The following is a 24960-nucleotide window of genomic DNA, read 5'->3' as shown; positions in this document are numbered from 1 at the left end:
TGTCACTCTTCATGGCCCTCCCGAACTGGGGGGCCGTGAACGTTTGCCCGGTTGTGAGGATAGATGAACGAGAAGCGTTGGGTTTTGTTAGTTGCAAGTGAAGTCGGACGCACCGACTCCGTATCGGATCGAGCCATGGAGCGCCTCGTCGACGCCATCGGCGACGAAGGTTACAACGTCGTCCGCACCACCTCGCCTGAAGACGGTCTCTCGCTCGTCACCTCTGACCCGAGCTACTCCGCCGTCTTGCTCGATTGGGATCTCGAAGGCGAATCGCAGTTCGAGGAACGCGCCGCACTCGACATCATCCGCGGCGTGCGTCACCGCAATAAAAAAGTCCCCATCTTTTTAATCGCCGATCGCACCCTCGTCTCCGAGCTTCCCCTCGAAGTCATCAAGCAGGTCCACGAATACATCCATCTCTTCGGCGACACTCCAGCCTTCATCTCCTCGCGCCTCGACACGGCCATCGAGCGCTATCACGATCAGCTCCTGCCTCCTTATTTTCGCGAGTTGCTCAAGTACAACGACCAGTCCGTCTACTCCTGGGACGCACCCGGCCACATGGGTGGCGTCGCTTTCCTCAAGCACCCCGTCGGCCAGGAATTCCACCGCTTCTTCGGCGAAAATCTCCTCCGCTCCGATCTCGGCATCTCTTCCGCGCCGCTCGGCTCATGGCTTGACCACGTCGGCCCTCCCGGCGAATCCGAACGCAACGCCGCCCGCATCTTCGGCGCAGACTGGACCTTCTACGTCCTCGGTGGCTCCAGCACCTCCAACCAGATCGTCGGACACGGCGTCATCGCGCAGGACGACCTTGTCCTCGCCGATGCCAACTGCCACAAGTCCATCTGTCACTCGCTCACCATCACCGGCGCCCGCCCTGTCTACTTCAAGCCCACGCGCAACGGCTACGGCATGATCGGCCTCGTTCCCCTCAAGCGTTTCTCGCCGTCATCGGTTCAGGAGCTCATTGCCCGCAGCCCGTTCTCCCCCGGCGCGCGCTCGCAGGAGCCCACGTACGCTGTGGTCACCAACTCCACCTACGATGGCCTCTGCTACAACGTCGATCAGGTCGTCGAACAACTTGCCGGCTCAGTCTCCCGCATTCATTTCGATGAAGCCTGGTACGCCTACGCCAAATTCCACCCCATCTACAAAGGGCGCTATGCCATGGGCGTGCCGGAAGACATGAAGGACCGGCCCACCCTCTTCTCCGTACAGTCCACGCACAAGATGCTCGCCGCCTTTTCCATGGGCTCCATGATCCACATCAAGCTCTCGGATCGCGCCCCGCTCGACTTCGATCAGTTCAACGAATCCTTCATGATGCACGGCACCACCTCACCCTTTTATCCGCTCATCGCCTCGCTTGACGTTGCAGCCGCCATGATGGACGAGCCCGCCGGTCCAACATTGATGGATGAGACCCTCGCCGACGCCATCAGCTTCCGCCAGGCCATGAGCTCCATCGCCCATCGCCTGCGCATCACATCCGACAACGGAGACGGCTGGTTCTTCGGCATCTATCAGCCCGAGCACGTCACCGATCCCGCCACCGGCGAACGAATCCTCTTTGAAGATGCGGAAGACGAGCTCCTCGCCACCCAACCCAGTTGTTGGACCGTGAAGCATGGCGAAGCCTGGCACGGCTATCAGGATGAAGACTCGCCCGACGACTACTGCATGCTTGACCCCACAAAGGTCACCATCCTCACCCCCGGCGTCAACGCCCAGGGCGTCATCGGCGACTGGGGCATACCCGCGGCCATCCTCACCGAGTTCCTCGATTCGCGCCGCGTCGAAATCGCACGCACCGGCGACTACACCGTCCTCGTGCTCTTCTCCGTCGGAACCTCCAAGGGCAAGTGGGGCAGCCTCCTTGAAAACCTCTTCGAGTTCAAGCGCCTCTATGACTCAGGGGCCGTCCTCGAAGACGCCCTCCCGGAGCTGGTCCAGCGTTTCCCCGCGCGCTATCGTGAAATCACCCTCAAAGAGCTTTGCGACGACATGCACAAAGCCATGGTCGAGCTTGATCTCGCAGGCCTCGTCAACGCCGCCTGCGATGAAGACTTCGATCCCGTCCTCACCCCCGGCCAGACCTACCAGAAGCTAGTGCGCCGTGAAACCGAAAGCATCCCGTTCAAGGAAATGGCCGGCCGTCTCGCCGCCGTCATGCTCGTCCCATATCCTCCGGGCATCCCCATGTCCATGCCCGGCGAGCGCCTCGGAGGCCCCGAATCTCCGGTCATCAAGCTCATCCTCGCCATGGAGCAATTCGGCAAGCGCTTCCCCGGCTTCGAGCGCGAAGTCCACGGCATCGAAGTCGACAGCGAAGGGAATTACCGGATGCGCGCCGTCATCGAGGAACCCAAGAACTAGTAGGGTTCATGATCGCGCGCAATTCAACCTTTTCAGAAGAGCATTCTGCTCAACAACGGTGGTCCATGGTCGAAGAGTTGAACGGCGACAGCAACGAAACCGGCGTCCAGTTCCTTCTCATGGACGTTGATCTGGCCCTTACCTTCATGGATGTGACGAATGTAGCAGGAGACGAAGAAACGAAGCAGCGCAACTACGCAAATGCACGCGCTGCATTCGATAATGTCTCACATCTACTGGAGCGTTTCACGCCTAGCGTCTCCCAGAAGTTAATCATTGACAACAAGCTCGCTATTTTAAAGTTGCGGCTGCTGGCTGTAGGCCAACGCTTTTAAGCACTGCATATCTGTAAGTGCGCAATTCCCTTCGCCAATACCTGCGCGATGAACCAGATACTCATCCAAGGGGGAGCCACAAAAGTCTTACGGATGGCCCGCAATAGAGGCTCCTTATCGCTAAAGTTAAAATTCAAATATGAAAAGCGAAGGGACAATGTTGTACCGTCCGGTCGGCCAAAAGGAACTGGATCTGATCGCAGATGCTGACTTCAAGGAGTTTCCCCCTCGTCTGGAGGGACAACCCATTTTCTATCCTGTCCTGAATGAGGAGTACGCCAGCTTTATTGCGCGAGAGTGGAACACCAAAGATGAAGCATCTGGCTATGTGGGTTACGTGCTTTGCTTCGCAGTCCAGCCCGAATATTTGACAGGCTTTGAGATTCAGAAGGTTGGCTCCTCAACTGCCCTAGAATATTGGATTCCGGCGGAGCGGCTGGAGGAATTCAATAGCAAAATTATAGGGAAAATTGAAATTATCTCGATGTACAGACCGCAGTCTTAGGACATTAGCGTAACGTACCCTATTCGAGACGGGAAATCCTTCGGCGGATAGCGCAGGTCTGAACAATCAATGTAAGGGTGCCCCAGGTCTCGCTTTTGAGACCTGGGTTTTGGCAGCACCACGTCTCCTGGTTCGTACGAGGCGGCAGCATCGCGAATTGTCCCAAAACTCACCTTTTGCGAGACATCAACGCCAGTCTTGCGCTCCATGCCAGATATGCAGGATTTCAACAACTTCTTCAGTGGAACGGTACACAACCACAAGGAGGGCTGACAAGTTCGCGCGTCCCCTGCACCTCTCCGGGGCGGCCAAGGCCGGGGAAGGTCGCCAGTTGTTCAGTGCGATCAATAACCGTTTGAGCTAGATTTCGGGCAGCGGCGGGATTGTCTTGCTGGATGTGCTGAATAGCGGCTTCAAGTTGGTCAAATGCTTCGGTTGTCCACCGAATCTGTCTCACGAGTGAAGCAGCCTCTCGATGCGGTTAAGCACGTCTTTGTGTTCTACAAACTCGCCACGGTCGGCTTGCTCAATGCCTCTCTGCACTCCTGCGATGAAGCGCGCCTGATTCTCGAGCATCCGGGCAACAGTATCCTTAACCAGTTGTTCGGCATCCTTGCCATTGGCAGAAGCTACTTGCTGGAGTTGTGTTTCAACGTCGGGCGAGAAATGTACTTCCATGCCCTTCAAGTTACGTGAAAAACGGGAGAGAGGCAACACGCGAAACGCAAGCTTTCGCACTCAGCAGCTCTGCAAACGGTCCCGAAACCTACCCTTTGTGGGACTACTCCCGGCCTCTGAGAATAGAGGCCATCACGCGCGGATTGCGGCGGCCATGAATAACGGCGACAACCCACAACGGCATTTCGTCGGGCGCATACGCAATCAGGTATTCACGTACCACGATGAAGCGCAAGGGGCGGGAAGTGAGGTCCGGGCGTCTGTGGCCCACGCCTGGAAACGAAACCAGGTTCCGAACAGCGGCCAGAATTTCGGCAATCATCCGATCGGCAGCGTCGAGATTATCGAGTGCGATGTATTCCCAAATCTCGTCAAGGTCGGCCAGGGCTTCCGGGTGAAAATCGTAACCCTTCATTCAGCGCGTCGGCCGGCGCTCTTTCGTCGGAAATAGGCCTCGACGTCGTCGCCGGAAATAGGCTTCACATTGCCGCTTTTCAGGTTGTCATAACGGCCATCGAGAATAACGCGCACCTGGGCTACTTCATCGAGGTATCCGGCCATTGCGTCCTCAACAAGCTCGTCAGTCCTGCGTCCGCTCTGTGTAGCAAGAGCGGTTAGCTTCGCTTGCGTCTCGGGAGTGAGCTGCACTTCCATAACCATCAGCCTACGCGCAAACCCGCGTGGGCTCAAGCCCTGAAAAAATTCGGCGGCGCTCTGCGCCCTTGATCCAGCCACTCATTCAAGCGGAAGCGACAAAAGCTCTCGCACGATCCCTGACAACCGTTCAATATCATTCGACAACGCTTGTCCCAGGGCCTTCGGGTTGGAGCCCGGATCGCCCCGCGCCACAAGAAATGCGGCATTGGTCATGCTCTGCAATGGATTGTTGATCTCGTGGGCCAGATGATTTGCCATTTGCGCGGCTGCTGCGGCTCTCGCCTGAACAATAAGCTGCGCCTGCTGTTTTTGCTGGCGATAGCCCATCGCCGCAAAATCAGCAAGCATGGTCATCAGTCGCGCATCATTGTCATCAAAGGCCTCCGTGCGGCCATGCGCCATCACAAAGATGGTGCCGCGCGTATCCTCAGTCTTCCATGGAAGCAGGATGCCGTCTGTAACCAGCGGAGCTTCCACGCCAAGGATATCGAAGAATTTTTTGGTCACCGTGAAATGCTGCGCGTGTCCGCGCTCCAGGCACAAACCGCACGCACTCGGTTCGCGCGGAAGAATCGCATTCAGGAATCCGGAATAAGCGCCTGCCGTGGCAATCCAGTGATAAAACTCCTGATCGTTCCCGTTATCGGTTTCAATGCTGATGCCCGCGCTGTCCGCACCACACAGATCAACGGCGGTCTTCACTAATTCCTGCAGGATGGTGTCCGGATTTTCGACCATCGCCCGAGACAACCTTTGCAGGCCGGTCATCTGCATTCCGATGTCGCGCGTGTGAAGATTTCGGGCCGCAAAAGCGCTGTCGATCCTCAGATCGACAACCTCAAGGCCCGTTTCCTCGACACTATTCACCATATCCCTCGATTATTTACCCCTGATATGGATGTGTCCATTGCAAACGCCGCAATCTCCCACAGGGTCCTTTCCCTCCATTCAGGCGGCGACTAAGACCGCGCAATCGCCGTCGTCGAAGCCCTTCCCGCATTCCGCGAACCCCTCTCACTTCCAGCCTCAGCGATCTTGCCCCAAATCTTCCACGCCGCCCATCCGCACACAGCCGCCGTAGCAGCCATTCCAACTCCCGCACACACAAGTCCAACGCAGGCCGCGTTGGCCAGCCCCACCCCCCGCGAACTCCGTTTGACATCATCCCGCACATGCTCCGGCCGCGCGCCCACCCCAATGGCATACCCCACCGCGCGGTGAACGCCGGGAACATGCTGGATGGCTTTGAACGGCCACGCCACATGAATCGGCTTCGGATTATCAAAAATACGCCCCATGCCGCGATGCGCAAGCAATTGAACCCCCTGCGTCACGCGTGTCGGAAACAGCCGCCGCCTTTCCACAGCCGCCAGGTCCCTGTCGGAGACCCATCTCTCCAGCAGCGGCCCGGCCAGTAAATTGGCCGCAGCAACAGCATCCTGGATCGCCAGGTTGATCCCCACTCCACCCGCCGGAGACATCGCATGAGCCGCATCTCCAATACACAGCAATCCCGGCCTGTGCCAGCGCTTCAGCCGGTTGATCTGCACCGTCAGCATCTTCACCTGCTCCCAGTCGCGCAGTTCTTCCACGCGTTCACCCAGCCAGGGAGCCAGCTGACGAATGCTCTCGCGGAAAGCATCAAGCCCTCGCGCCTGGACACTCGCAAAAGACCCTTTCCGAATGATGAATCCCGCCTGAAAATAATCCGCCCGATTAATCAGGATCAGCACCTTGCCGTAATTCACATTGCCCAGCACATCAGAGGGATCGCCCGGCATGCGGCTGATCCGGAACCACAGCACATCAATCGGAACGCCCCGTTCAATCACCTTCAGCCCCGCAGCACTGCGAACAACGGAATGGCGGCCGTCGCAGCCAATCACCAGGTCCGCGCGCACTTCAACCTTTTGTCCGTTGTTCAGAGCCACCACGCCCGCAACGCGTCTGCGTTCCTTGATAAGGTCCACCGCCTGGTGCTGCATCAGGAGTTGAAACGAAGGAAACTTCTTTGCATGGCTCGAAAGAAAGTTAAGAAAATCCCACTGTGGCATCAGTGCGATGAACTTGCAGTGCGTCGGCAAATGCCGAAAATCAGCCACCTGGAACGCGGAGCCTCCAAGCACCAGTCCGGCTGACTCCACCTTCTGATGAGGCAACTCAAGAAACTCCTCCAGCAGCCCAAGCTCCTTCAGCACATCCAGGGTCGAAGGATGCACCGTGTCGCCACGAAAATCGCGAAAGAAATCCTGGTGCTTCTCCAGCACCGTGACGTTCACACCTCTACGCGCCAACAGGTACCCGAGCATCACGCCCGCCGGCCCGCCACCCACAATGCAGCAACCAGTCTCCACAGCCATCGCATCCTCCTTCCGCTTCACCCGTAATCTTCGATGCGAATCACCCGGCATCCATTGTCTCTCGTCTCTCGTGCTACTTTGGTCCATTGGACCTTCGTTCCTAGAGTCGCGCAGATAGTTTGCGTAAAATTACGCCCATTTATGTCACACTCATAATCAGCAGGAAAAAACGGCCCGAATCCAGCTGGATTCGGGCCGTCGTCTTTACAGGGAGAGAAGGACCCCCACCCCCTGTTTTGCCACCAGAATCTGTAATTCTGTAAATCTGTAACTGCACAGCACCGGAATGAAGACTGCATAAAGATTTCTGCAGGAACTGTGCATTCGTCCGCAACCTATAGAAGAAACATCACTTCGCAATCAGACTTGCACAGGATAACTCCTGCAGTTGTCCGCAATCGAACATTTGCAATTCTCCAGGCAGGTGCCTATCATCAACTCCATGAACCGATTCTCCTGTTGCCCGTGTTGTTCACTGCTGATCGCGGCCCGGGCAACCTGTTGAATCCAGCTAATTAAGAATCAGGTTTCCATCTACCCGCGGTTCAGCCATCAGCTGACGCGGGTTTTCTATTTCTCAAAGGTGATTCAAAACTATGACCACAGCAGTACCCGAAAAAGAGACCAAGGCCCAGCGCTCAGAACGCCTCAAGCGCACCAAGAACCCATGGGAAGTCTTCGATGAAGTCCGGCAGTTCGCCCGCGAGGGCCGCTCCAGCGTCGTTCCCGAGTGGGCCTCGTTCTATTTCAAGTGGTGGGGTGTCTACACGCAGGGCGACGGCGTCGGAGCTACCGGCGGCAAAGGCGGCGAAGGTCTCGCCACGGAGTACTTCATGCTGCGCATCGGCATTCCCAACGGAATCCTCTCCGCGCATCAGCTCCGCACCATCGGCGGTCTAGCTCGCAAATACGCCCGCAACCTGGCCGACATCACCACCCGCCAGAACATTCAGTTCCATTGGCTCACCATCGAGACTCTGCCGGAGGTCGTCGATGCGCTCGACTCCATCGGCCTCTCGCCCAAAGGCGCATGCGGAGACGTAGTCCGCAACGTCACCGGCTGCCCCCTCGCCGGCATCTCCGCAGATGAGCTCATCGACGCCTCATCCATCGCGCAGGAAATCGCGCACATGCTCACCGCGAACCCAGACTTCTACAACCTGCCGCGCAAATTCAAAATCTCCGCCACCGGCTGCCCGCACTGGTGCACCTACCCGGAGATCAACGACATCGGCCTCACACCCGCGCGCAAAAATGGTGAAATCGGCTATAGCCTCCGCGTCGGCGGTGGTCTCTCGAACGAGCCGCATCTGGCAGAACGCCTCGACGTCTTCCTTCGTCCCGATCAAGCCGTTGCCGCAGTCCGCGGCGTAGCGGAAATCTTCCGCGATCAGCAGGGCTTGCGCGAAAGCCGCGATCGTGCCCGCCTCAAATATCTCTTCATGAAAGAAGGCTGGACCGCAGCCGGCTTCCGCGACGAACTTCAGCGCCGCCTCAGCTTCACACTCGAAACCACGGGCGAAGAAACCATCCCCAGTGACGTCTTCCGGGATCACGCCGGGATTCTTCCGCAGAGCGAACCCGGATTGAGCTCCGTCGGAGCCTCCGTCCTCCGTGGCCGCCTCACCGGCGAGCAACTCGAAGCCGCCGCCGAACTCTCCGAGCGCTTCGGCAAAGGCCGCCTGCGTGCCACCGTTGCGCAAAACCTCATCTTCCTCGACGTTCCTAACGCCAAAACCAACGAACTCACCAAAGAACTCAATCAGATCGACCTGCAAGTCGATGGGTCCGTCTTCTGGCGCGGCGCCATCGCCTGCACCGGCACGGAATTCTGCAAGCTCGCTATCACGGAGACCAAAGGCTTCGCGAAATGGGTAGTTGCTGAGATGGAAGACCGCCTGCCGCAATTCGATCAGCAGCTTCGCCTCCACGTCACCGGCTGCCCCAACAGTTGCGGCCAGCACTGGATCGCGGACATCGGCATGGAAGGCAAGAAGATCAAGCATGACGGCAAGTTGACCGATGCTTACTACTTCTGCCTCGGCGGCGCAGTCGGCCAGCACGCGGGCTTCGCGCGCCCCGTAGGGTATCGCTGCCTCGCCACAGATGTCCCAGAGTCCATCGAACGCCTGTTAAGCCAATATCTAGCCAGCCGCACATCAGAAGAAAATCTCCGCCAATGGTTCGGCCGCCACACCAATGACGAACTGCGCGCGCATCTCGCAGGCGAGCTGATTGCCGCAGTAGAGCGCGACACGCCAACCGGACCCGTACCGCACAGCGTCGCGGACTAAGGAAGTTCTATGAGCCAGCTACCCATCTTTCTCCAACTCGAAGGCCGCACCGGGCTCATCGTCGGCGCGGGTGCCGTCGCACTGGAGAAGATCGGCACGCTGCTCAAAACCGGCATTCACTTGTGCGTAGTCGCACCGGAGGCCCGTGAAGAAATCCGCGCCCTGGCAACCGAAGGCAAGCTCGAATGGATTCCCCGCGCCTTCACGCCCACCGATCTCGACGGCATCTTCATCGCCATCGCCGCCACCAGCACACCCGAAATCAACGCAGCGGTCTATGAATCCGCTGTCGAACGCGGCGTTCTCTGCAATAGCGTGGATGACATTCCTCACTGCGATTTCTTCTTCGGCTCCATCGTGCAGCGCGGCCCGTTGCAGGTTGCAATCTCAACCAGCGGTGAAAGCCCGGCATTCGCTCAGCGTCTGCGCCGCGAAATCGACGCACAGCTACCGCAAACCATCGGTCCCTGGCTCACAGAGCTCGGAACACAGCGCCGCAAAATTCTCGCGACACTTCCCGCAGGAGAACCCCGCAAAGCTCTGCTCCATGCACTCGCTAACCGTCCCGTCCCGCTGGCAGAACCAAGAGAAGGCAAGGTCTACCTTGTCGGCGCTGGCCCGGGCGATCCCGATCTCCTCACGCTGCGCGCCGCGCGCCTCATTCAATCCGCGCAGGTCATCTTGCATGACGACCTTGTCCCTGAAGCCATTCTCTCGCTAGCCCCGCAGGCCGAAATCGTCAACGTCGGCAAGCGTTGCGGACAGAAAATCATCACGCAGGAAGAAATCAACGCGCTGATGGTTGCCCACGCCCGAGCCGGTCGCGCCGTAGTGCGGCTTAAGAGCGGCGACCCACTCATCTTCGGTCGAGCCGCCGAAGAGATGACTGCGCTGCGCGAAGCGGGCATCACCTTCGAGGTCGTTCCAGGCATCACCGCCGCCTTCGCCGCGGCAGCTGCAGTGCCGTTTTCGCTCACGGATCGCCATTCGGCATCAAGCGTCATCTTCTCCACGGGCCATCACGCGCAGTCGCACAATGATGCGCCGCTCCCTGCTAAAGAAGACGCAACCCGCGTCGTCTACATGCCGGGCCGCGATCTCAAGCTCCTCGCCGCCGAGTGGCTCGCAGAAGGCCTTCCCGCCAACCTTCCCTGCGTCCTCGTATCCCACGCCGCACAGCCCAACCAGCAGCTGCGATGTACCACGCTCACCGCCCTGGGCGATGAAGCCCCGCTGCCCGCGCCCAGCCTGCTGCTGGCAGGGTGGGCCGTACAGGAAACCGCTGCACGGTACCTGGCAGAAGTGGACGCTTCGATCGAGGCTTAATTCACGCAATCTGAAACACAACTGGAGAAGACCATGCCTGAACTCCCTGTAAAACGCAGCGGAATCTCGCTCGACGTGTACGCCGTTGCACTCGCCCTCGTTCTGGCGCTGCTCGTGCGCTTCAATCTGATCCCCGCCATTAAGTGGTAAAGCACGTCGGTAGAGCGTAACCGCCACAATGCCTGCGCCGCCACCCATAGCCTGCAAGGAGATTTCTATGGCAACAACTGTCACCTCTGCCCCAGCCGGCCTCAACAGCTCCGCGAATCCGGTCCAGCGCCTTCTCGCGCTGATTCCTGGCCTGCTTCTGCTCATCGCCGTCGGCTACGCCGGAAAATTCATCGAGCAATCCATCAATGGCTATACGAAAGCCCATCACATTCCATTCCCAAACATCGAGTACGTCCTCTGGGCAATCGTGATCGGCCTCGTCATCGCCAACACCGTCGGCGTACCGCGCATCTTTCAACCGGGCGTGGCCACGTATGAGTTCTGGCTCAAGGCCGGTATCGTATTGCTTGGCTCGCGCTTCCTGCTCGGGGATATAGCCAAGCTCGGTCCCGTCTCACTTGCGCTCGCCGGTATTGCCATCACCCTCTCGCTGCTTTTCATGCACCTGCTGGGCCGCGCATTCAAGCTCAAGCCCAAGCTCACCTCACTTCTCGCCGTCGGCTCCTCCATCTGCGGCGTCTCGGCGATCATCGCAGCCAAACCCGCCATCGACGCCGACGACGAAGATGCTTCCTACGCCATCGCAGCAATTCTGGCATTAGGTGCCATCTCGCTCTTTGCCTTTCCCGCCATCGGCCATGCATTGCATCTGAGCGACAAGGCTTATGGCCTGTGGACCGGCCTTGCCGTTGACAACACAGCAGAGGCCACCGCAGCGGGTGCACTTTATTCGGATGCCGCAGGCAAGTTTGCCGTGCTGGCAAAGACCACGCGGAACGCGCTCATCGGTTTCATCGTGCTCGGTTACGCCATTTACTGGGCCTCACGCGGACAGGCGCAGACTGTCAGCAACAAGGCAGCATTCCTGTGGCAGAAATTCCCCAAGTTCGTCCTCGGCTTTCTTCTCATCTCGCTGCTCGCGACGGTAGGTTTCTTCACAAAAGCGCAGATCGGCAGCCTCGCAAACCTCTCCCGCTGGGCCTTTCTTCTCACCTTCGCAGGCGTGGGATTGAGGACCAGCTTCCGCGAGCTGGGCAAGCAGGGCTGGAGGCCGTTTGCGGTAGGCGCCATCGGCGAAGTCTTCATCGCTCTCGTAACGCTGGGACTCGTCTTCGGAGCAGACCGACTCTTCCACCTCTGACCAATTCCCGGATTGAAACTTGCCCCGGCAGGCCCATAAAGCTGCCGGGGCATCTTCGTCTCTGCTCTTTTCGTCGCTGCGAAAGCTCTATCACAGCATGTAATATGGTGCGAACTTTTAGAGTGATCGCCACGCGCATCAGTACGGATGCGGAATGCAACTCCGATGAGAGCGCGTCCAGGCGGCAGAGGGCTAGATGATTTCTTTCGGAAGGCTATTGACCTTGGGCACTGCGGCAGGCTTATGCTTGGCCGCGGCATCTTGCGGTGGGGGAAGTTCTAAGACACCACCGCCGCCCACCACGTACACGCTGACGGTGAATTCAACAAACCCCGCAAGCGGTGTGCAGATTTCCTATACCGAGGGCAACACCACCGTCGCACAGCAAGGCAAAACCAGCTTTACGGTAACCGTTAACTCCGGAACTCTGGTCGGGCTTTCCGCGCCTTCTTCGGCGAGCGGTAACACCTTTTCCTCCTGGACAGGATGCACCAGCGCAACCACCACAACATGCAGCGTGACGGTAACCGCCAGCACCACTGTCACCGCAGCCTATACAACGCCCGCAGTAAGCTCCGTGACGGTAACGCCGAATCCCGCCTCCGCAACCATTGGCGGCACAGTGCAATTCGCAGCAACAGTAAGCGGCTCAGCGGTTACAAACAACGCCGTGACATGGACAGTTGCCGCTCCGTCAGGTAGTTCGCTGAGCGCTGGAACGATTTCATCGAGCGGACTGTACACCACTCCCTACCCCGCACCGGCAACAGTTACAGTTACGGCAACAAGCGTGCAGGATACCTCCGTTTCCGGCAGCGCCGCAGTGACCCTGAGCCCGCCGGCCACCGCCACCGGACCCACATTGAGCGTGGATGTAAGCAACCAGACGCATGCAATCAACCCGAACATCTACGGCATGAACGGCTATCTGCTCGATTCGGCTTCAGCGGTCACCGCAAATCCAACTGTTGTGCGTTGGGGGGGCGATGCCACCTCACGCTACAACTACAAGCTCAACACAACGAATTCCGCCAGCGACTACTATTTTGAAAACTTCAGCGGCGAAGGCGGCATGTGGGGCGGCGGCAACTACACAGGCTTTATCACAGCCTCCTCAGCGGCAGGTATACAGTCCCTGATGACCATGCCTGTATCGGGCTGGGTGACCAACAGTTCGACCACCGCCTGTAGTTTTACAGAATCAAAGTTCCCAGGGCAGACCAGTTATAACGGCTCGTGTGGAAGTGGCATAGTCCCGGAAGGAACGGACAATTGCACCACCTCTGGCGGCTGCGATCTCTTTGGCGATACCGCCGGCACGGTTGCGGCTCTCACCAGCATCTCGAATCCTGCCCCGACGCCTCCCGCCGCAAGCGACGCCACACTCACCTGGGCGCAAAGCACATGGGCCGGCGGATGGGTGAGCTCAATTCAGACTGCATACGGGCCAGGAAATCCGCCAGGAGTGACAGGAAAATCTGTGGCCATCTGGGACCTCGACAACGAACCTGCCTGGTGGGACGCGGTACACCGTGACGTGCATCCGGTGGCGTCTACCTACGATGAGGTAACGAATGGCGGCATCGGCACAGCGTTGGCGATCAAGAAGGTGGATCCCACAGCCCAGGTGAGCGGTCCTGTCATCGACTACTGGTGGAATTACTTTTACTCGAAAAAGGACATCGAATCCGGATGGGGTTCTGGCGGACCGTGCTATGAGCCGTGGGGCAATCCCGTCGACCGCAATGCCCACGGCGGCGTGCCCATGATCGAGTACTACCTGCAGCAGATGGCCGCAGCGGAAAAGACCTATGGTGTTCGTCTGCTGGACTATCTCGACATTCACGCATACATGGCGGCAACCTATAACGGCAGCTCTGTTGGACTTTCCGCCGCGGGCGATACCGGCGTGCAGCAGGCGCGCATGAACTCGACCCGCGCCTACTGGGATCCAACCTATACCGATCCAAACTTCCCGCAGCCGAATTACACAACCGACCCAAACTACACATCGAGCTGCTCGACGCCGCTGCAAGCGCCGCAGGCAATTCCCATGATGCAGGCCTGGGTGGCAAAGGATTATCCGGGCACAAAGACCTCCATCGACGAGTACAACTTTGGCGGCCTTGAGTCCATCAACGGTGCGGTCACGCAGGCCGACGTCCTCGGCATCTTCGGCCGCGAGGGCCTCGATATGGGCATGTTCTGGCCCACCACAAACGACAATCAGCAGATTCCCGGAAACTTCGCTTTCGCCATCTACCGCAACTACGACGGCAAGCAGTCCACCTTCGGCGATATTGCGCTGAACTCGTCAAGCGTGGACCAGTCGCAGCTCGCGGTCTACGGCGGCCTGCGAAGCAAGGACGGCACAGTCACCATCGTAGTAATCAACAAAACCTATGGCGATCTGACGGCAACACTTTCCGTAAATGCCCTCTCTACGTCGACAACCACAGCGCAGGCATACCTCTACAGCAATGCAAACCTCAGCCAGATCGCAGGGCCAAACAGCGTAACGGTCACGCCGCCTTCGGGGAGTGTTACTACAAGCGCCATCAGCACCACCTTCCCGGCGCAGTCCATCACTTTACTCACAATGGCCAACTAGCCTTGGAGGAATGGCCCTGCTTCTGATCCCGGTTTTGGGCGGCAATTTCCGCCGCCCAAAATTCCTGTCAAGCCCTTTTGCGGAAAATATTTTCTAACTAACAGATTCTAAAGAGCAAAAAACTTTGCGCAGTTTGCATAAAATTATCGTCGTTTGTGAATAATAGAAGTAGAGCCTTCTTCATTAGAGGGAACCTTCAGATGCAACGTCCGCGCGTTGCCTGTCAGCAACGCCTGATTCCAGCCAGGACGCATCAACGTCAGGCCTTCAGGCGCACAAAAGGCGAACACACTGGGGCGCACCAAAAATCAGGTGCAACCAGTTTAATAACCAATCACTTACAGCCGAATGTGCATATTTTTTTATTTATTTGGTAACGTGCTTCTGTTATTTAAGCAGTAAACAGAAAATGTTCGTGTAAATATAACAATATAAATAGGATAGCAGCGAAACTCTGAGTGCCTGGATTTTGAATGTGCCTCCAGCGCGTCAACTCTGAATGAGGCCCGGAGAAACACGGTCAAATAGACGCCGCACGGTCGCGATTCTCTCAGAGGCTCGCCGTTATACTGAGATGTTTGCAACGGCGGGCGCTGGGGATATACCAATGGCCCGCGGGAAGAGAGTGTAAGGGTTGGCACAAGCGGAGATTGGCATTATCGGCGGCAGTGGTTTGTATTCCATGCCTGGGTTTACTGACACCCATGAAGAGCGAGTGGAAACACCCTTCGGTGAGCCCTCAGATGCATTCGTATTGGGCCAGCTTGAAGGGCGCAACGTTGCCTTTCTCGCCCGCCACGGTCGTGGCCATCGCATTCTGCCCTCGGAGCTGAACTTCCGCGCCAATATGTACGCATTCAAGAAGCTCGGCGTGGAGCGCATCCTCTCTGTTTCCGCTGTAGGCTCGCTCAAGGAAGAGCACAAGCCGACCGATTTCGTGGTCCCCGATCAGTTCATCGATCGCACCTTTCATCGCGTCAGCACCTTCTTCGGCGATGGCATCGTCGGTCATGTGGCTTTTGGCGATCCGGTGTGTGCCACCGTCGCAAAGACCGCTGCGGAAGCCTGCACGACGGCCGGAGTCATTGGTAAGCTCGGTGGAACATACGTCTGCATGGAAGGCCCGCAGTTCTCCACCAGGGCAGAGTCGAATCTCTACCGTAGCTGGGGCGCGGATGTAATCGGCATGACCAATCTGCAGGAGGCCAAGCTCGCCCGCGAGGCGGAGATTTGTTACGCCACGGTCGCCATGGTGACGGACTATGACTGCTGGCGCGAGGGCCACGACGCAGTTACCATCGAGGAGATTGTAGCTGTACTGCACAAGAACGCCGAAAACGCGAGCCGTGTGGTGAAGGCCGCGATAGCTGCCATGCCGAAGGAGCGCACATGCGCATGCGCCTCAGCCGCGCAGTATGCGGTGCTCACACAACGGGACCTGATTCCTGCTGCAACAAAGGAAAAGCTGAAGCTATTGTTCGGCAAGTATCTGGATTAACCCACACCCCCTGAAATCGCGCGAACTCTTACATACAGGAGAAATAGAATGGCTATTACCGTCGTAGGCAGTGTTGCATTTGACACCATTGAAACTCCCTCAGGTCGCCGCGAGCGCTGTCTTGGCGGTGCGGCAACGCACTTTTCGCTGGCAGCCAGCTTTTTCACCGATGTTCGTGTGATCGCCGTTGTCGGCGAAGACTTTGGCCCGGAGCAGGAGGCTGTATTCAAGACGCGCGGCATTAATACCGTGGGTATAGAACGGGCCTCAGGCAAGAGCTTCTTCTGGGAAGGCTCCTATCTGGAAAACCTGAACGAGGCTAAGACGCACAACACCGAGCTCAATGTTTTTGGTTCGTTTGAGCCCAAGATCCCGGACTCCTATCGCGATTCGGAGTATCTCTTTCTTGCCAATATCGATCCTGTCCTGCAGAAGCGTGTGCGTGAGGCCATGCCTGACGTGAAACTGGTGGCAGGCGACACCATGAACTACTGGATCAAAGACCACAAGCCCGCACTGCTGGAAGTGCTCGAAGGGCTGGACATTCTCGTCATCAACGACACAGAGACCAGGATGCTCGCAGGCATGAGCAGTCTGGTAAAGGCCGCGCAGGAAGTCATGTCCTATGGGCCCCGGATGCTGGTGGTGAAGCACGGCGAGTACGGCGCGACCTTATTTCACAAATCCTCTCCAAAAGGTGAAAGCGCGGAGCGCACCTTCCGCGCCCCGGCGCTGCCTCTCGAAGAAGTAGTAGACCCGACGGGCGCAGGCGACAGTTTTGCAGGCGGCTTCTTCGGATATCTCGCCTCGCAGCCGCATCTGACGCCTGGCGTGCTTCGCCGCGCTATCTTCTATGGCAGCGTCATGGGGTCCTTTGCGGTAGAAAAATTCGGCACTGAGCGGATTGCAAACCTAACCCGCGAAGAAATCGACGAGCGTTTCGAGATGTTCCGCGTACTGACGCATCTTGACTGAGCAACGCCCAAACCGCGTCGAGTATTTTTCCGTACTGATCTCGTGCGCGGTAGTGTCGCTCGTGGCAATTGCCTGGAGCTGGCGGCATGGCGCGATGCTCAACTACGGCGATGCGGTAGCTCATCTGCACATAGCACGTCGCGTCTTCGATTCCCATCGGCCCGGACTGACGCAGCTTGGCTCGGTGTGGCTTCCGCTGCCGCACCTGCTGTTGATTCCATTTATCGCAGTTCACGCATGGTGGGCTAACGGAGCCGCAGCCTTGATTCCCTCCGCGCTTGCGTGGCTGGCTTCATGTGCAGGCTTGTATCGGTTATCGCGGCGGTGGCTTACGCCCATTCCTGCCGCAATCGCGCTCGCTTTCTTCGCACTCAATCCAAACCTGCTTTATCTGCAGACGACTGCGATGACCGAGCCGTTGTTTGTCTGCGAGATGGTGTGGACTGCGGTCTGGCTTGTGGAGTGGCGTGCCGCGCTTGACTCTGTCAATGAAAACGCCGGAAACGGGCTGCTCTGGTGCATTGCACTTGCTCTTGTTGCCGCAGTCTATACGCGTTACGACGGCTGGATTATGGCATTGCTCGCGTGGTGCGCCATAGGCGTCGCACTGCTGCGGCGGGGGCGGCTGCGATCACGCACCTTCTGGCTCGCAAGCACTGTGGTAGTTGCCGCGCCAGTCGTTTGGCTTGTCTACAATGCAACGGTCTTTGGCGACTGGCTCGATTTTGTACGTGGACCATACTCGGCCAGCGCGATCGAGGTGCGAACCGCTACTCCGGGCGCAGGGCCTCCACATCCGGGTTGGCACAATCTCTGGATTTCTCTGATCTTCTATGTGAAATGCGCAGAAATGGATGCAGCCGCACTTGCCTGGGGCAACATTTTGCTTGTTCTGAGCGTGCTGGGAACTGCGTGTGGGTGGTTTCTGGCGCGCAAGCACGCATTCTCGTGGGCGCTTCTACTACTGCTTCCCGTTCCGTTTTATGCATATTCCGTTGCGTACGGCTCGGTGCCAATCTTTCTTCCCGTATGGTGGCCACACTCCTGGTACAACACACGCTACGGACTTGAAATGCTGCCCGCATTTGCTCTTGGCATGGGCTTCGCGGCCAGCTTCGTCATGACTACCGCCCGCGAGTTCAAACCTCGCGTGGCTGGCGGGGTCGCTGCGTTTCTGCTTCTCCTGGTCGTTATCAATTGCGTGTTGATGCTCCGTGAAGGGCCTCCGGTTTACATAGAAGGAACCAAAAACATCGAGGCGCGCCGGTCGTATGAAGTTGAAATTCCCGCAGCGCTGCGCGCGTATCTACAGAAAAGCCCCGGCGGGATCATCCTCATGGATACCTCCGTCTATCCGCAGATTGTCGCCTTCACCGGTATCCCTCTCAAGCAGACCATTAACGAAAGCGACAAGGAGTTTTATCGCTCTGCCTTGTCCGCGCCAGCACAACATGCGGCGCTGGTGCTGGCCTTCGATGGAGACGAGGTGGACCGCGCCGTGCATGCGCACCCGCAGGGGCTTGAGGAGGAGCGGCGCTTTACAGCCCCATGGCAGCCAGCCGCCACACTTTACGTCTCAGTTACCCCAAATGCCACAACCTCAATAGACATGCGCGCGCGGTGATAGCATCTGGCAAGGAAGCAGCATAGTGACAGCACTCGCACAGTTCGGGCAACCATTCAGCTTCTCGTGGCTGCAGCAGCTCGGCGTGTTGGATGGCGCAATCGGGCGTTTGGTGGTTGCCTGCGCCTTGGGCGGACTTGTCGGCCTTGAGCGCGAATTTCAGCGTAAAGCTGCAGGGCTTCGGACCAACATGCTTATCTGCATGGGCAGCGCGTTCTTTACGCTACTCTCGGGAGTCCTTGCCGGTGACGCCGGAACCAACCGCGGGCAGGTGGCTTCCAATATCGTGCAGGGAATTGGTTTTCTCGGTGCTGGGCTCATTTTGCACAATAGCAACCGCGTTAGCGGACTCACCAGTGCGGCCAGCGTGTGGGTCATCGCTTCCATTGGCATGGCCTGCGGAGCGGGACTTTACGTGCCCGCGATAGCCGCTGCATTTCTGGTCATCTTCGCTCTTACGGTAGTAGGTTTCCTCGAGCATCGCGTAAGCCTGAAAGGCTACTCACTCATCTACGAGGTGCGCGGAAGTGATCAGACGCAGATGCTCACATCGATTCTTGGCGCAATGGACAAGGCTGGCCAGCGCCTTTTTGGCGTACAGCGGGATGAGATAGGCGGTCTGCAGCGCGTCAGCTTTTCGCTGACGGCGCCGAAGAAAAAACACGATCTGCTGTGCGCGCAGTTAGTCAATCAGCCTACCATCAGCCAGTTACTCACCTTCCGTGATCCGGAGGACGATTGATTCCCTTTACCAAGGCGCATGCCTGCGGCAACGATTTTCTTATTGTGACGGAAGATGCGGCAGCAGGTCGTGACTGGACAGAGCTGACTCGTCGCCTCTGTGCTCGCAATACCGGCATCGGCGCGGATGGCATCGAATTTTTTACCTGGGACAACAGCAACCCAGAGAAGAAGTCCGGCCGGATCCGTCTGCATAACGCAGATGGGTCAATAGCCGAAATCAGCGGCAATGGCACCCGCTGTGTAGCGGCCTGGATGGCTGAGGCAATCGGTGCGAAGGCTGGCGATACGCTGGAGGTTGAGACCGACGCAGGCCTTAGGCTGTGCCATGTGGATGCCGTTCATAACCAAAATGCGTACTCAGTAGAGATCACCACAGGCATGGGCGTGCCTAAGCTTTCTCCGCGCACAGTCACCATTCCCGGCGGCGTGCAGGTTCCCGGCATGGAGGTTTCCACCGGGAATCCTCACTTTGTCATCGTTGTAGATAATACTGAGTTCGCCGTGGACGGGCAGCGCTGGCAGAGCATCGGACAGCAGGTTTGTGGTCATCCGGATTTTCCGTATCAGACCAACGTGGAATTTGCGCGTGTGCTTAGTTCCTCGGAAATTGAGATTCGCATCTTCGAGCGCGGCGTGGGGCCGACAAGCTCTTCCGGCACAGGCACGTCAGCATCGGCTGCGGCTGTCATTTCGCAGGGACTCGTCCGTTCTCCGCTGCACGTCATTGCTCCCGGCGGCGCACAGACAGTGCGATGGGACGCAACAGATGCAGAATTGGAACTCACCGGGCCTGCGACACTCATAGCGCGCGGCGAGGCGTGGGAAGAGTAATGGACGCGCGTGTTCTCCTCAAGCCTTCCCCAGTTGCTTCCGGCGCAGGCATTGGCATCATCGCTCCCGCGTCCTTCGCGCGGCAGGAGCGCTTCACAGGCGGCATGGAGCGATTACGAGCCCTTGGGTTTGTGCCGCAGATTGCCGAGAACGCGTTGGCGCGAGGACCGCTCTTTTTTGCCGGCACTCCACAGCAGCGGATTGCCGACCTGCACTCTGTGTTTGCCAATCCTGAAACGCAAGCTGTGATGTGCCTGCGCGGCGGCTACGGATCCAATTATCTGCTCGATCGCATTGACCTCGAAGTCTTTCGCGCGCATCCCAAGCCGTTCTTCGCTTACAGCGATCTCACCGGCCTCCAACTGCATCTGCTCGATGAACTAGGCATTCCCGCATTTCACGGCCCCATGCTGGCTGCGGATTTCTATCTCGAAGACGGCGTGCACCTGCCAAGCTTTCGTGCCTCACTTGCAGGTGAGCCATACAGTGTGGGAGCTGCAGAAGGTCTGCGCGCGCTCAAGCCGGGTTCGGCAAGCGGCACGCTTTATGGCGGCTGTCTCAGCATTCTTGTAGCCATGCTCGGCACGCCGTGGGAGCCGCAGACAGAAGGCAAGCTGCTCTTTATCGAAGATGTTGGAGCAAAGCCCTACCAGATTGATCGCATGCTCTGGCAGTTGCGCAAGGCGGGTAAACTCGACAACGTTACGGGAATTGTCTTTGGAGAGATGCTGGACTGCACTCAGCCTGGCGCAGATCCCGATCTGCTGGACAAGACGATCATGAGTGCACTTGATGGCTTTGCCGGGCCAATTGCAATCGGCCTGCGGAGCGGCCACGTTTCGCGCCAGAATGTCACTCTTACCTTTGGCGTGGCTGCCGACCTGCATGTCAGTGAGGAGTCCGAATTGAAGCTGTTGGAACCGGCGGTGCGGCTATGAATGGAAAGCCCCGGCACATACATCTGAGCGGCATCTGCGGCACAGCCATGGCTTCGCTGGCTGGATTGTTGCAATTACAGGGGCATCACATCACCGGTTCCGATGCGGCAGCTTATCCACCCATGAGCGACCTGCTGAGGGGACTGGGAATTCCGGTGATGGAGCCATACTCCGAAGCGAATCTCGACCCCGCGCCTGATCTTGTGGTCATTGGCAACGCACTTTCGCGCGGCAATCCTGAAATCGAAAAGATTCTCGATGCTCGCATTCCATTTACATCGATGGCGGCGTTGCTCAAAGAGGAGTTTCTGGCCGGGCGCGAGTCTCTGGTTGTGGCCGGTACGCACGGCAAGACCACGACTACCAGCATGCTGGCATGGATTTATCAAACAGCCTCAGCATCGAAACCGGAACTGGAGCCATCGTTTCTCATCGGTGGCGTGGCGGAAAACTTCGGAACCAGCTTTCATCTGCGACCCACGCGCACTTTTATCGTCGAGGGCGACGAATACGACACTGCCTTCTTCGACAAAGGCCCAAAGTTTCTGCATTACTTTCCGGACGCTCTGATCCTCACGCATGTCGAATTCGATCATGCGGACATTTACGCGGATCTCGAAGCGGTGAAGACAGCTTTCAAGCGGCTGGTGAACCTGGTTCCACGGCGTGGGCGCATTGTGGCCTTCGACGGTAGTCCAAATGTAACCGAGTGCGTGGCTAAAGCATTCTGCAAGGTTGAGCGCTATGGTTTCAGCGCCGAAGCTGATTGGCGCCTTCAGAGTCTTTGCTATCGCAACGGTGCTATGCACTGGGAGGTCTGGAAAAGTGGGGCGTTGTGGTCAGCCTTTGAAATGAAGCTGGCCGGTGAGCATAATGCGCTGAATGCAACGGCAGCCGCTGCTCTTGCCGCCGGGCAGGGTATTCCCGTAGAGGCAATCCAACAGGCTCTGGCCAGCTTTATGAGTGTGAAGCGGCGGTTGGAGGTGCGTGCAGAGATTGGCGGCATCACCGTCATCGACGACTTTGCGCATCACCCTACAGCGATTCGCGAGACGCTGCGAGCGTTGCGCTCGGTGTATCCGCAGTCGCGACTGTGGGCAGTACTGGAGCCGCGTTCCAATACGCTACGGCGCAGGGTGCTCGCTGACGATCTCATTGAAAGCCTGCGTATTGCCGACCGTGTTATCCTCGCCGGCGTTTACCAACAGCAGAAGATCAAGGAAGACGAGCGGCTACATCCAGATGAAGTGATCACGGCACTGATTGCAGCAGGCACTCCTGCTGCGCTTTATCCTGATGCGAATGCGATTGTAAAAGAAATTGTGCCGCAGCTTGCCGCAGGAGATGTAGTGGCCATTCTTTCCAATGGCGGCTTTGACGGAATCTATGAAAAACTTCCTGCGGCACTTAGAGATCGCTTAGGCTGATGCCTGAGAAGTACGCATGATTACATCCCTGATTCTTCTCATTACGATAGCGGGTATGGGCGCACCCGCTGCATTGGTGCTATTTCCGTGGACCCTGATCACGGGAAGGGCGGATGCGCTCTATAACGTTGCGCTATGGATTGTACGGACCGGATTGCGGATGGCCCAAATCCAGGTCGTGGTCGAAGGCCAGGAGCGGGTTCCTCGGGGCACAGCCTGCATCTTCATGTCGAATCACGTTTCAAATCTAGATCCTCCCGTGCTGATTCCAAATCTTCCCGGACGGACTTCGGCATTTCTCAAGCGATCACTGATGAGGATTCCAGTGTTGGGCTACGGCTTCCGGCTGGGCCAATTTGTTCCCGTAGACCGCGATGGCAACGTGGAGAATGCAAAGGAGAGCGTGGCCGAAGCGCGGCGCGTAATGGAGAGTGGCCTCCACATCACCACATTTGTGGAAGGAACGCGCTCGCGCGATGGACGAATGCTGCCGTTCAAAAAAGGGCCGTTTTATCTCGCTATGGAATCCGGCGCGCCGTGTGTTCCTGTTTCGATTTATGGAACAGAGACGATGATGCGAAAGGGGAGCCTGAAGGTATATCCAGGAACGGTGCACATCATCTTCCACGAGCCGATCCATCCAGCTGATTTTGCAACACGCGAAGAATTGATGGCGGCGGTGCGTGTGTCGATAGCCTCCGGGCTGCCGGAGTGGATGCGCGGATGATCAATCAGGGCTCAATATTGGCGTTGTAGCCATCGTTCAGCAGCTTCTGGCGCATGGAATCAGCGTCGCTCCGGCTTGCATACGGGCCAACCTGCACGTGAATCAGGTTGTCGCCCGCACCGCGACGCGCTGAGACAGAGTAGCCGTGCTGGTGCAGTGCGCTTACAAGTACATCGGCATCAGCAGAATTCTCGACGGCAGCCACCTGCACAACCCATGAGCCGGCCTGTGAGGTGTATTGCGGCAGGGCCGTGTGAACCGCGGGCTGCAAATTTGGGGGCTTTTGTGAAGGAGCCTCCGAATCGGGAGCTGTGTCTGCGCGCGGATGAGCAGGCTCCTGCGCGGCGGCAGCGGGAGAGAGAGAACCGGCTATTTCATCCGGTTCTGTACGGGCGGCCCGTGTGGTCGAACCTGATGCGGGATGCATTGCCTGGTTTCGGGCGAGTAGCTCGGCTATGGAGTGTCCGGAAGATGAAGCTGTTGTGCTGGAAGATTTCAACGCCTCCGCGCGGTGACCCATTGCATACCCTGCGAGAAAACAGATGCAGCATAGCACCAGCAGACCCAGCCCTATTGCTGTCAGCACTGTGGGACCCAAGGTGACTTCCTTGTCGTCTCCCTGGGTCTCAACCTTAAACTCGTTTTCCTTGTCCCACTGCATACATTGTGTTGGATGCGAAGTCGCGGATTTTGTCTACAACCTCTCCGCAGGCTTTGCAGCGGCTTCGCCCACCTTGTTGAGCAGGCTGAGGAGCTCCAAGGGCAGAGGGAAGACGATGGTGGTGTTCTTTTCGACGCCGATTTCAGAGAGCGTCTGCAGATAGCGGAGCTGCAGGGTCATGGGCTGTGTAGCGAGAAGCGCGGCGGCATCGACGAGCTTTTGCGCGGCGTTGAATTCGCCTTCAGCGTGAATGATTTTGGAGCGCTTTTCACGCTCGGCTTCGGCCTGCTTGGCCATGGCGCGGAGCATTTGCTCGGGCAGGTCCACCTGTTTGACTTCGACTGAAGTGACTTTGACGCCGAAGGGTTCTGTGCGCTGGTCAATGATGGTCTGGATTTTGAGGTTGAGTTTGTCGCGGTGGCTAAGTAGCTCATCCAACTCGACTTCGCCGAGGACGGAGCGAAGCGTGGTCTGGGCGAATTGCGAAGTCTGGTAGACGTAGTTGGCTACCTTGATGGCGGCGAGATTGGGATCGAGGACGTAGAGCGTGACGACGGCGTTGACCTTGATGGTGACGTTGTCGCGGGTGATGACGTCCTGCGGTGGAACTTCCAGGACCTCCTGGCGGAGAGAGATGCGGACCATCTGGTCAAAGGGGCGGAAGACGAGGGTGACACCGGGGCCTTTGGGCACGGGAAGAGCGCGGCCGAGGCGGAAGATGACGGCGCGCTCGTAGTCGCGGAGGATCTTGATGGAATTGAAGAGGTAAAGGGCAATGATGATGATGATGACGAGAATCGGAAGTGGCAGAACTGCAAGAGACATAAGGGCTTCCTCGCTTCAGGACGGATTGTATATGGCCGGGCTGAAGCGAACTGTTCGATTTCGGACGCTTTTGTGAGGCATCCTGTGCGGGGTTGGTTTATAAGTATTTTATTTTGTGTTATTTGATGGCACTTCCACAGCTTCTGCACGAATCTTTATGCGATCTTCATTGCAGAACTGTGCAGTTGCGCTCTTCTGTTCTTAAAGGCCCGGAGGCATATTTGCACACATTCTGGTGCAGAGGGGGTGG

23 protein-coding genes are annotated in these 24960 nt (G+C 57.8%); 15 read left to right on the top strand and 8 right to left on the bottom strand.

All coding sequences use genetic code 11. The features are described from left to right. Nucleotides 1-63 precede the first annotated feature (63 nt). The 3 genes from VO84_RS21800 to VO84_RS21790 all read left to right on the top strand — a co-directional run bounded on the left by VO84_RS21800 (nucleotide 64) and on the right by VO84_RS21790 (nucleotide 3222). Nucleotides 64-2382 carry an Orn/Lys/Arg family decarboxylase gene (locus VO84_RS21800; RefSeq protein WP_082662269.1) on the top strand — a complete coding sequence of 773 codons (2319 nt, stop codon included), beginning with the start codon at nucleotides 64-66 and terminating at the stop codon, nucleotides 2380-2382. 8 nt (nucleotides 2383-2390) lie between these two features. Next, nucleotides 2391-2717: a hypothetical protein gene (locus tag VO84_RS21795; protein WP_058189874.1), complete on the top strand. Its 327-nt coding sequence runs from the start codon at nucleotides 2391-2393 to the stop codon at nucleotides 2715-2717. 139 nt (nucleotides 2718-2856) lie between these two features. Then, entirely contained in the window at nucleotides 2857-3222 is a 366-nt protein-coding gene (locus VO84_RS21790) for a hypothetical protein (protein ID WP_058189873.1), read from the top strand. A 238-nt stretch (nucleotides 3223-3460) separates the two neighbouring features. On the opposite strand, the gene VO84_RS23420 is transcribed toward VO84_RS21790, so the two are convergent. The 6 genes from VO84_RS23420 to VO84_RS21765 form a co-directional block, all read right to left on the bottom strand. Further along, nucleotides 3461-3679 carry a type II toxin-antitoxin system RelE/ParE family toxin gene (locus VO84_RS23420; protein ID WP_082662268.1) on the bottom strand — a complete coding sequence of 73 codons (219 nt, stop codon included), beginning with the start codon at nucleotides 3677-3679 and terminating at the stop codon, nucleotides 3461-3463. Then, nucleotides 3676-3960, bottom strand: coding sequence for a hypothetical protein (locus tag VO84_RS21785; protein ID WP_157440049.1), 285 nt, complete (start codon nucleotides 3958-3960; stop codon nucleotides 3676-3678). Before VO84_RS21785 ends, VO84_RS23420 begins: the two co-directional genes overlap by 4 nt. 43 nt (nucleotides 3961-4003) lie before the next feature. Next, on the bottom strand, nucleotides 4004-4315 hold the full coding sequence (locus VO84_RS21780) for a type II toxin-antitoxin system RelE/ParE family toxin (RefSeq protein ID WP_058189871.1): 312 nt from the start codon (nucleotides 4313-4315) through the stop codon (nucleotides 4004-4006). Next, a complete protein-coding gene (locus tag VO84_RS21775) occupies nucleotides 4312-4554 on the bottom strand; it encodes a hypothetical protein (protein WP_058189870.1) in 243 nt (80 codons plus the stop codon). The genes VO84_RS21780 and VO84_RS21775 overlap by 4 nt, the downstream gene beginning before the upstream one ends. A gap of 81 nt (nucleotides 4555-4635) precedes the next feature. Beyond that, nucleotides 4636-5427, bottom strand: coding sequence for a GAF domain-containing protein (locus VO84_RS21770; RefSeq protein WP_058189869.1), 792 nt, complete (start codon nucleotides 5425-5427; stop codon nucleotides 4636-4638). An 89-nt stretch (nucleotides 5428-5516) separates the two neighbouring features. After that, a complete protein-coding gene (locus VO84_RS21765) occupies nucleotides 5517-6917 on the bottom strand; it encodes an FAD-dependent oxidoreductase (RefSeq protein WP_082662267.1) in 1401 nt (466 codons plus the stop codon). A gap of 596 nt (nucleotides 6918-7513) precedes the next feature. On the opposite strand from VO84_RS21765, the gene VO84_RS21760 reads away from it, so the two are divergent. The 12 genes from VO84_RS21760 (at nucleotide 7514) to VO84_RS21705 (ending at nucleotide 23224) form a co-directional block, all read left to right on the top strand. Further along, nucleotides 7514-9211 (top strand): nitrite/sulfite reductase, encoded by a 1698-nt coding sequence (locus VO84_RS21760; RefSeq protein WP_058189868.1) that lies wholly within the window; start codon nucleotides 7514-7516, stop codon nucleotides 9209-9211. Between the two features lie 9 nt (nucleotides 9212-9220). Beyond that, the gene (gene cobA, locus VO84_RS21755) at nucleotides 9221-10537 is read left to right on the top strand and encodes a uroporphyrinogen-III C-methyltransferase (RefSeq protein WP_058189867.1); all 1317 of its coding nucleotides are present in this window, start codon (nucleotides 9221-9223) and stop codon (nucleotides 10535-10537) included. Between the two features lie 217 nt (nucleotides 10538-10754). Then, nucleotides 10755-11849 carry a YeiH family protein gene (locus tag VO84_RS21750; protein ID WP_082662266.1) on the top strand — a complete coding sequence of 365 codons (1095 nt, stop codon included), beginning with the start codon at nucleotides 10755-10757 and terminating at the stop codon, nucleotides 11847-11849. Nucleotides 11850-12165: 316 nt separating this feature from the next. Then, complete coding sequence (locus VO84_RS21745; protein WP_197414157.1) at nucleotides 12166-14460, top strand: glycoside hydrolase family 44 protein; 2295 nt, start codon at nucleotides 12166-12168, stop codon at nucleotides 14458-14460. Nucleotides 14461-15094: 634 nt separating this feature from the next. Then, entirely contained in the window at nucleotides 15095-15958 is an 864-nt protein-coding gene (mtnP, locus tag VO84_RS21740; RefSeq protein WP_058189865.1) for an S-methyl-5'-thioadenosine phosphorylase, read from the top strand. Between the two features lie 48 nt (nucleotides 15959-16006). Then, nucleotides 16007-16933, top strand: coding sequence for a PfkB family carbohydrate kinase (locus tag VO84_RS21735; protein ID WP_058189864.1), 927 nt, complete (start codon nucleotides 16007-16009; stop codon nucleotides 16931-16933). Continuing rightward, the gene (locus VO84_RS21730) at nucleotides 16926-18557 is read left to right on the top strand and encodes a hypothetical protein (protein ID WP_058189863.1); all 1632 of its coding nucleotides are present in this window, start codon (nucleotides 16926-16928) and stop codon (nucleotides 18555-18557) included. Before VO84_RS21735 ends, VO84_RS21730 begins: the two co-directional genes overlap by 8 nt. 25 nt (nucleotides 18558-18582) lie before the next feature. Continuing rightward, the gene (locus VO84_RS21725; protein ID WP_058189862.1) at nucleotides 18583-19299 is read left to right on the top strand and encodes an MgtC/SapB family protein; all 717 of its coding nucleotides are present in this window, start codon (nucleotides 18583-18585) and stop codon (nucleotides 19297-19299) included. Beyond that, nucleotides 19296-20132, top strand: coding sequence for a diaminopimelate epimerase (gene dapF / locus VO84_RS21720; protein WP_058189861.1), 837 nt, complete (start codon nucleotides 19296-19298; stop codon nucleotides 20130-20132). Before VO84_RS21725 ends, dapF begins: the two co-directional genes overlap by 4 nt. Next, on the top strand, nucleotides 20132-21070 hold the full coding sequence (locus VO84_RS21715) for a S66 peptidase family protein (RefSeq protein ID WP_058189860.1): 939 nt from the start codon (nucleotides 20132-20134) through the stop codon (nucleotides 21068-21070). The genes dapF and VO84_RS21715 overlap by 1 nt, the downstream gene beginning before the upstream one ends. Then, nucleotides 21067-22497, top strand: a complete 1431-nt coding sequence (gene mpl, locus VO84_RS21710) for a UDP-N-acetylmuramate:L-alanyl-gamma-D-glutamyl-meso-diaminopimelate ligase (RefSeq protein WP_058189859.1) — start codon at nucleotides 21067-21069, stop codon at nucleotides 22495-22497. Before VO84_RS21715 ends, mpl begins: the two co-directional genes overlap by 4 nt. A gap of 16 nt (nucleotides 22498-22513) precedes the next feature. Continuing rightward, a complete protein-coding gene (locus tag VO84_RS21705; protein ID WP_058189858.1) occupies nucleotides 22514-23224 on the top strand; it encodes a lysophospholipid acyltransferase family protein in 711 nt (236 codons plus the stop codon). A gap of 4 nt (nucleotides 23225-23228) precedes the next feature. Here the strand turns inward: VO84_RS21705 and VO84_RS21700 are convergent, their stop codons facing one another. Then, complete coding sequence (locus VO84_RS21700; RefSeq protein WP_058189857.1) at nucleotides 23229-23885, bottom strand: SPOR domain-containing protein; 657 nt, start codon at nucleotides 23883-23885, stop codon at nucleotides 23229-23231. A 33-nt stretch (nucleotides 23886-23918) separates the two neighbouring features. After that, nucleotides 23919-24710: a slipin family protein gene (locus tag VO84_RS21695; RefSeq protein WP_058189856.1), complete on the bottom strand. Its 792-nt coding sequence runs from the start codon at nucleotides 24708-24710 to the stop codon at nucleotides 23919-23921. Nucleotides 24711-24960 lie beyond the last annotated feature (250 nt).

Source organism: Occallatibacter gabretensis, from assembly GCF_001449115.1.
Lineage (GTDB): Bacteria > Acidobacteriota > Terriglobia > Terriglobales > Acidobacteriaceae > Telmatobacter > Telmatobacter gabretensis.
This window is presented reverse-complemented; position numbering and strand designations above follow the sequence as displayed.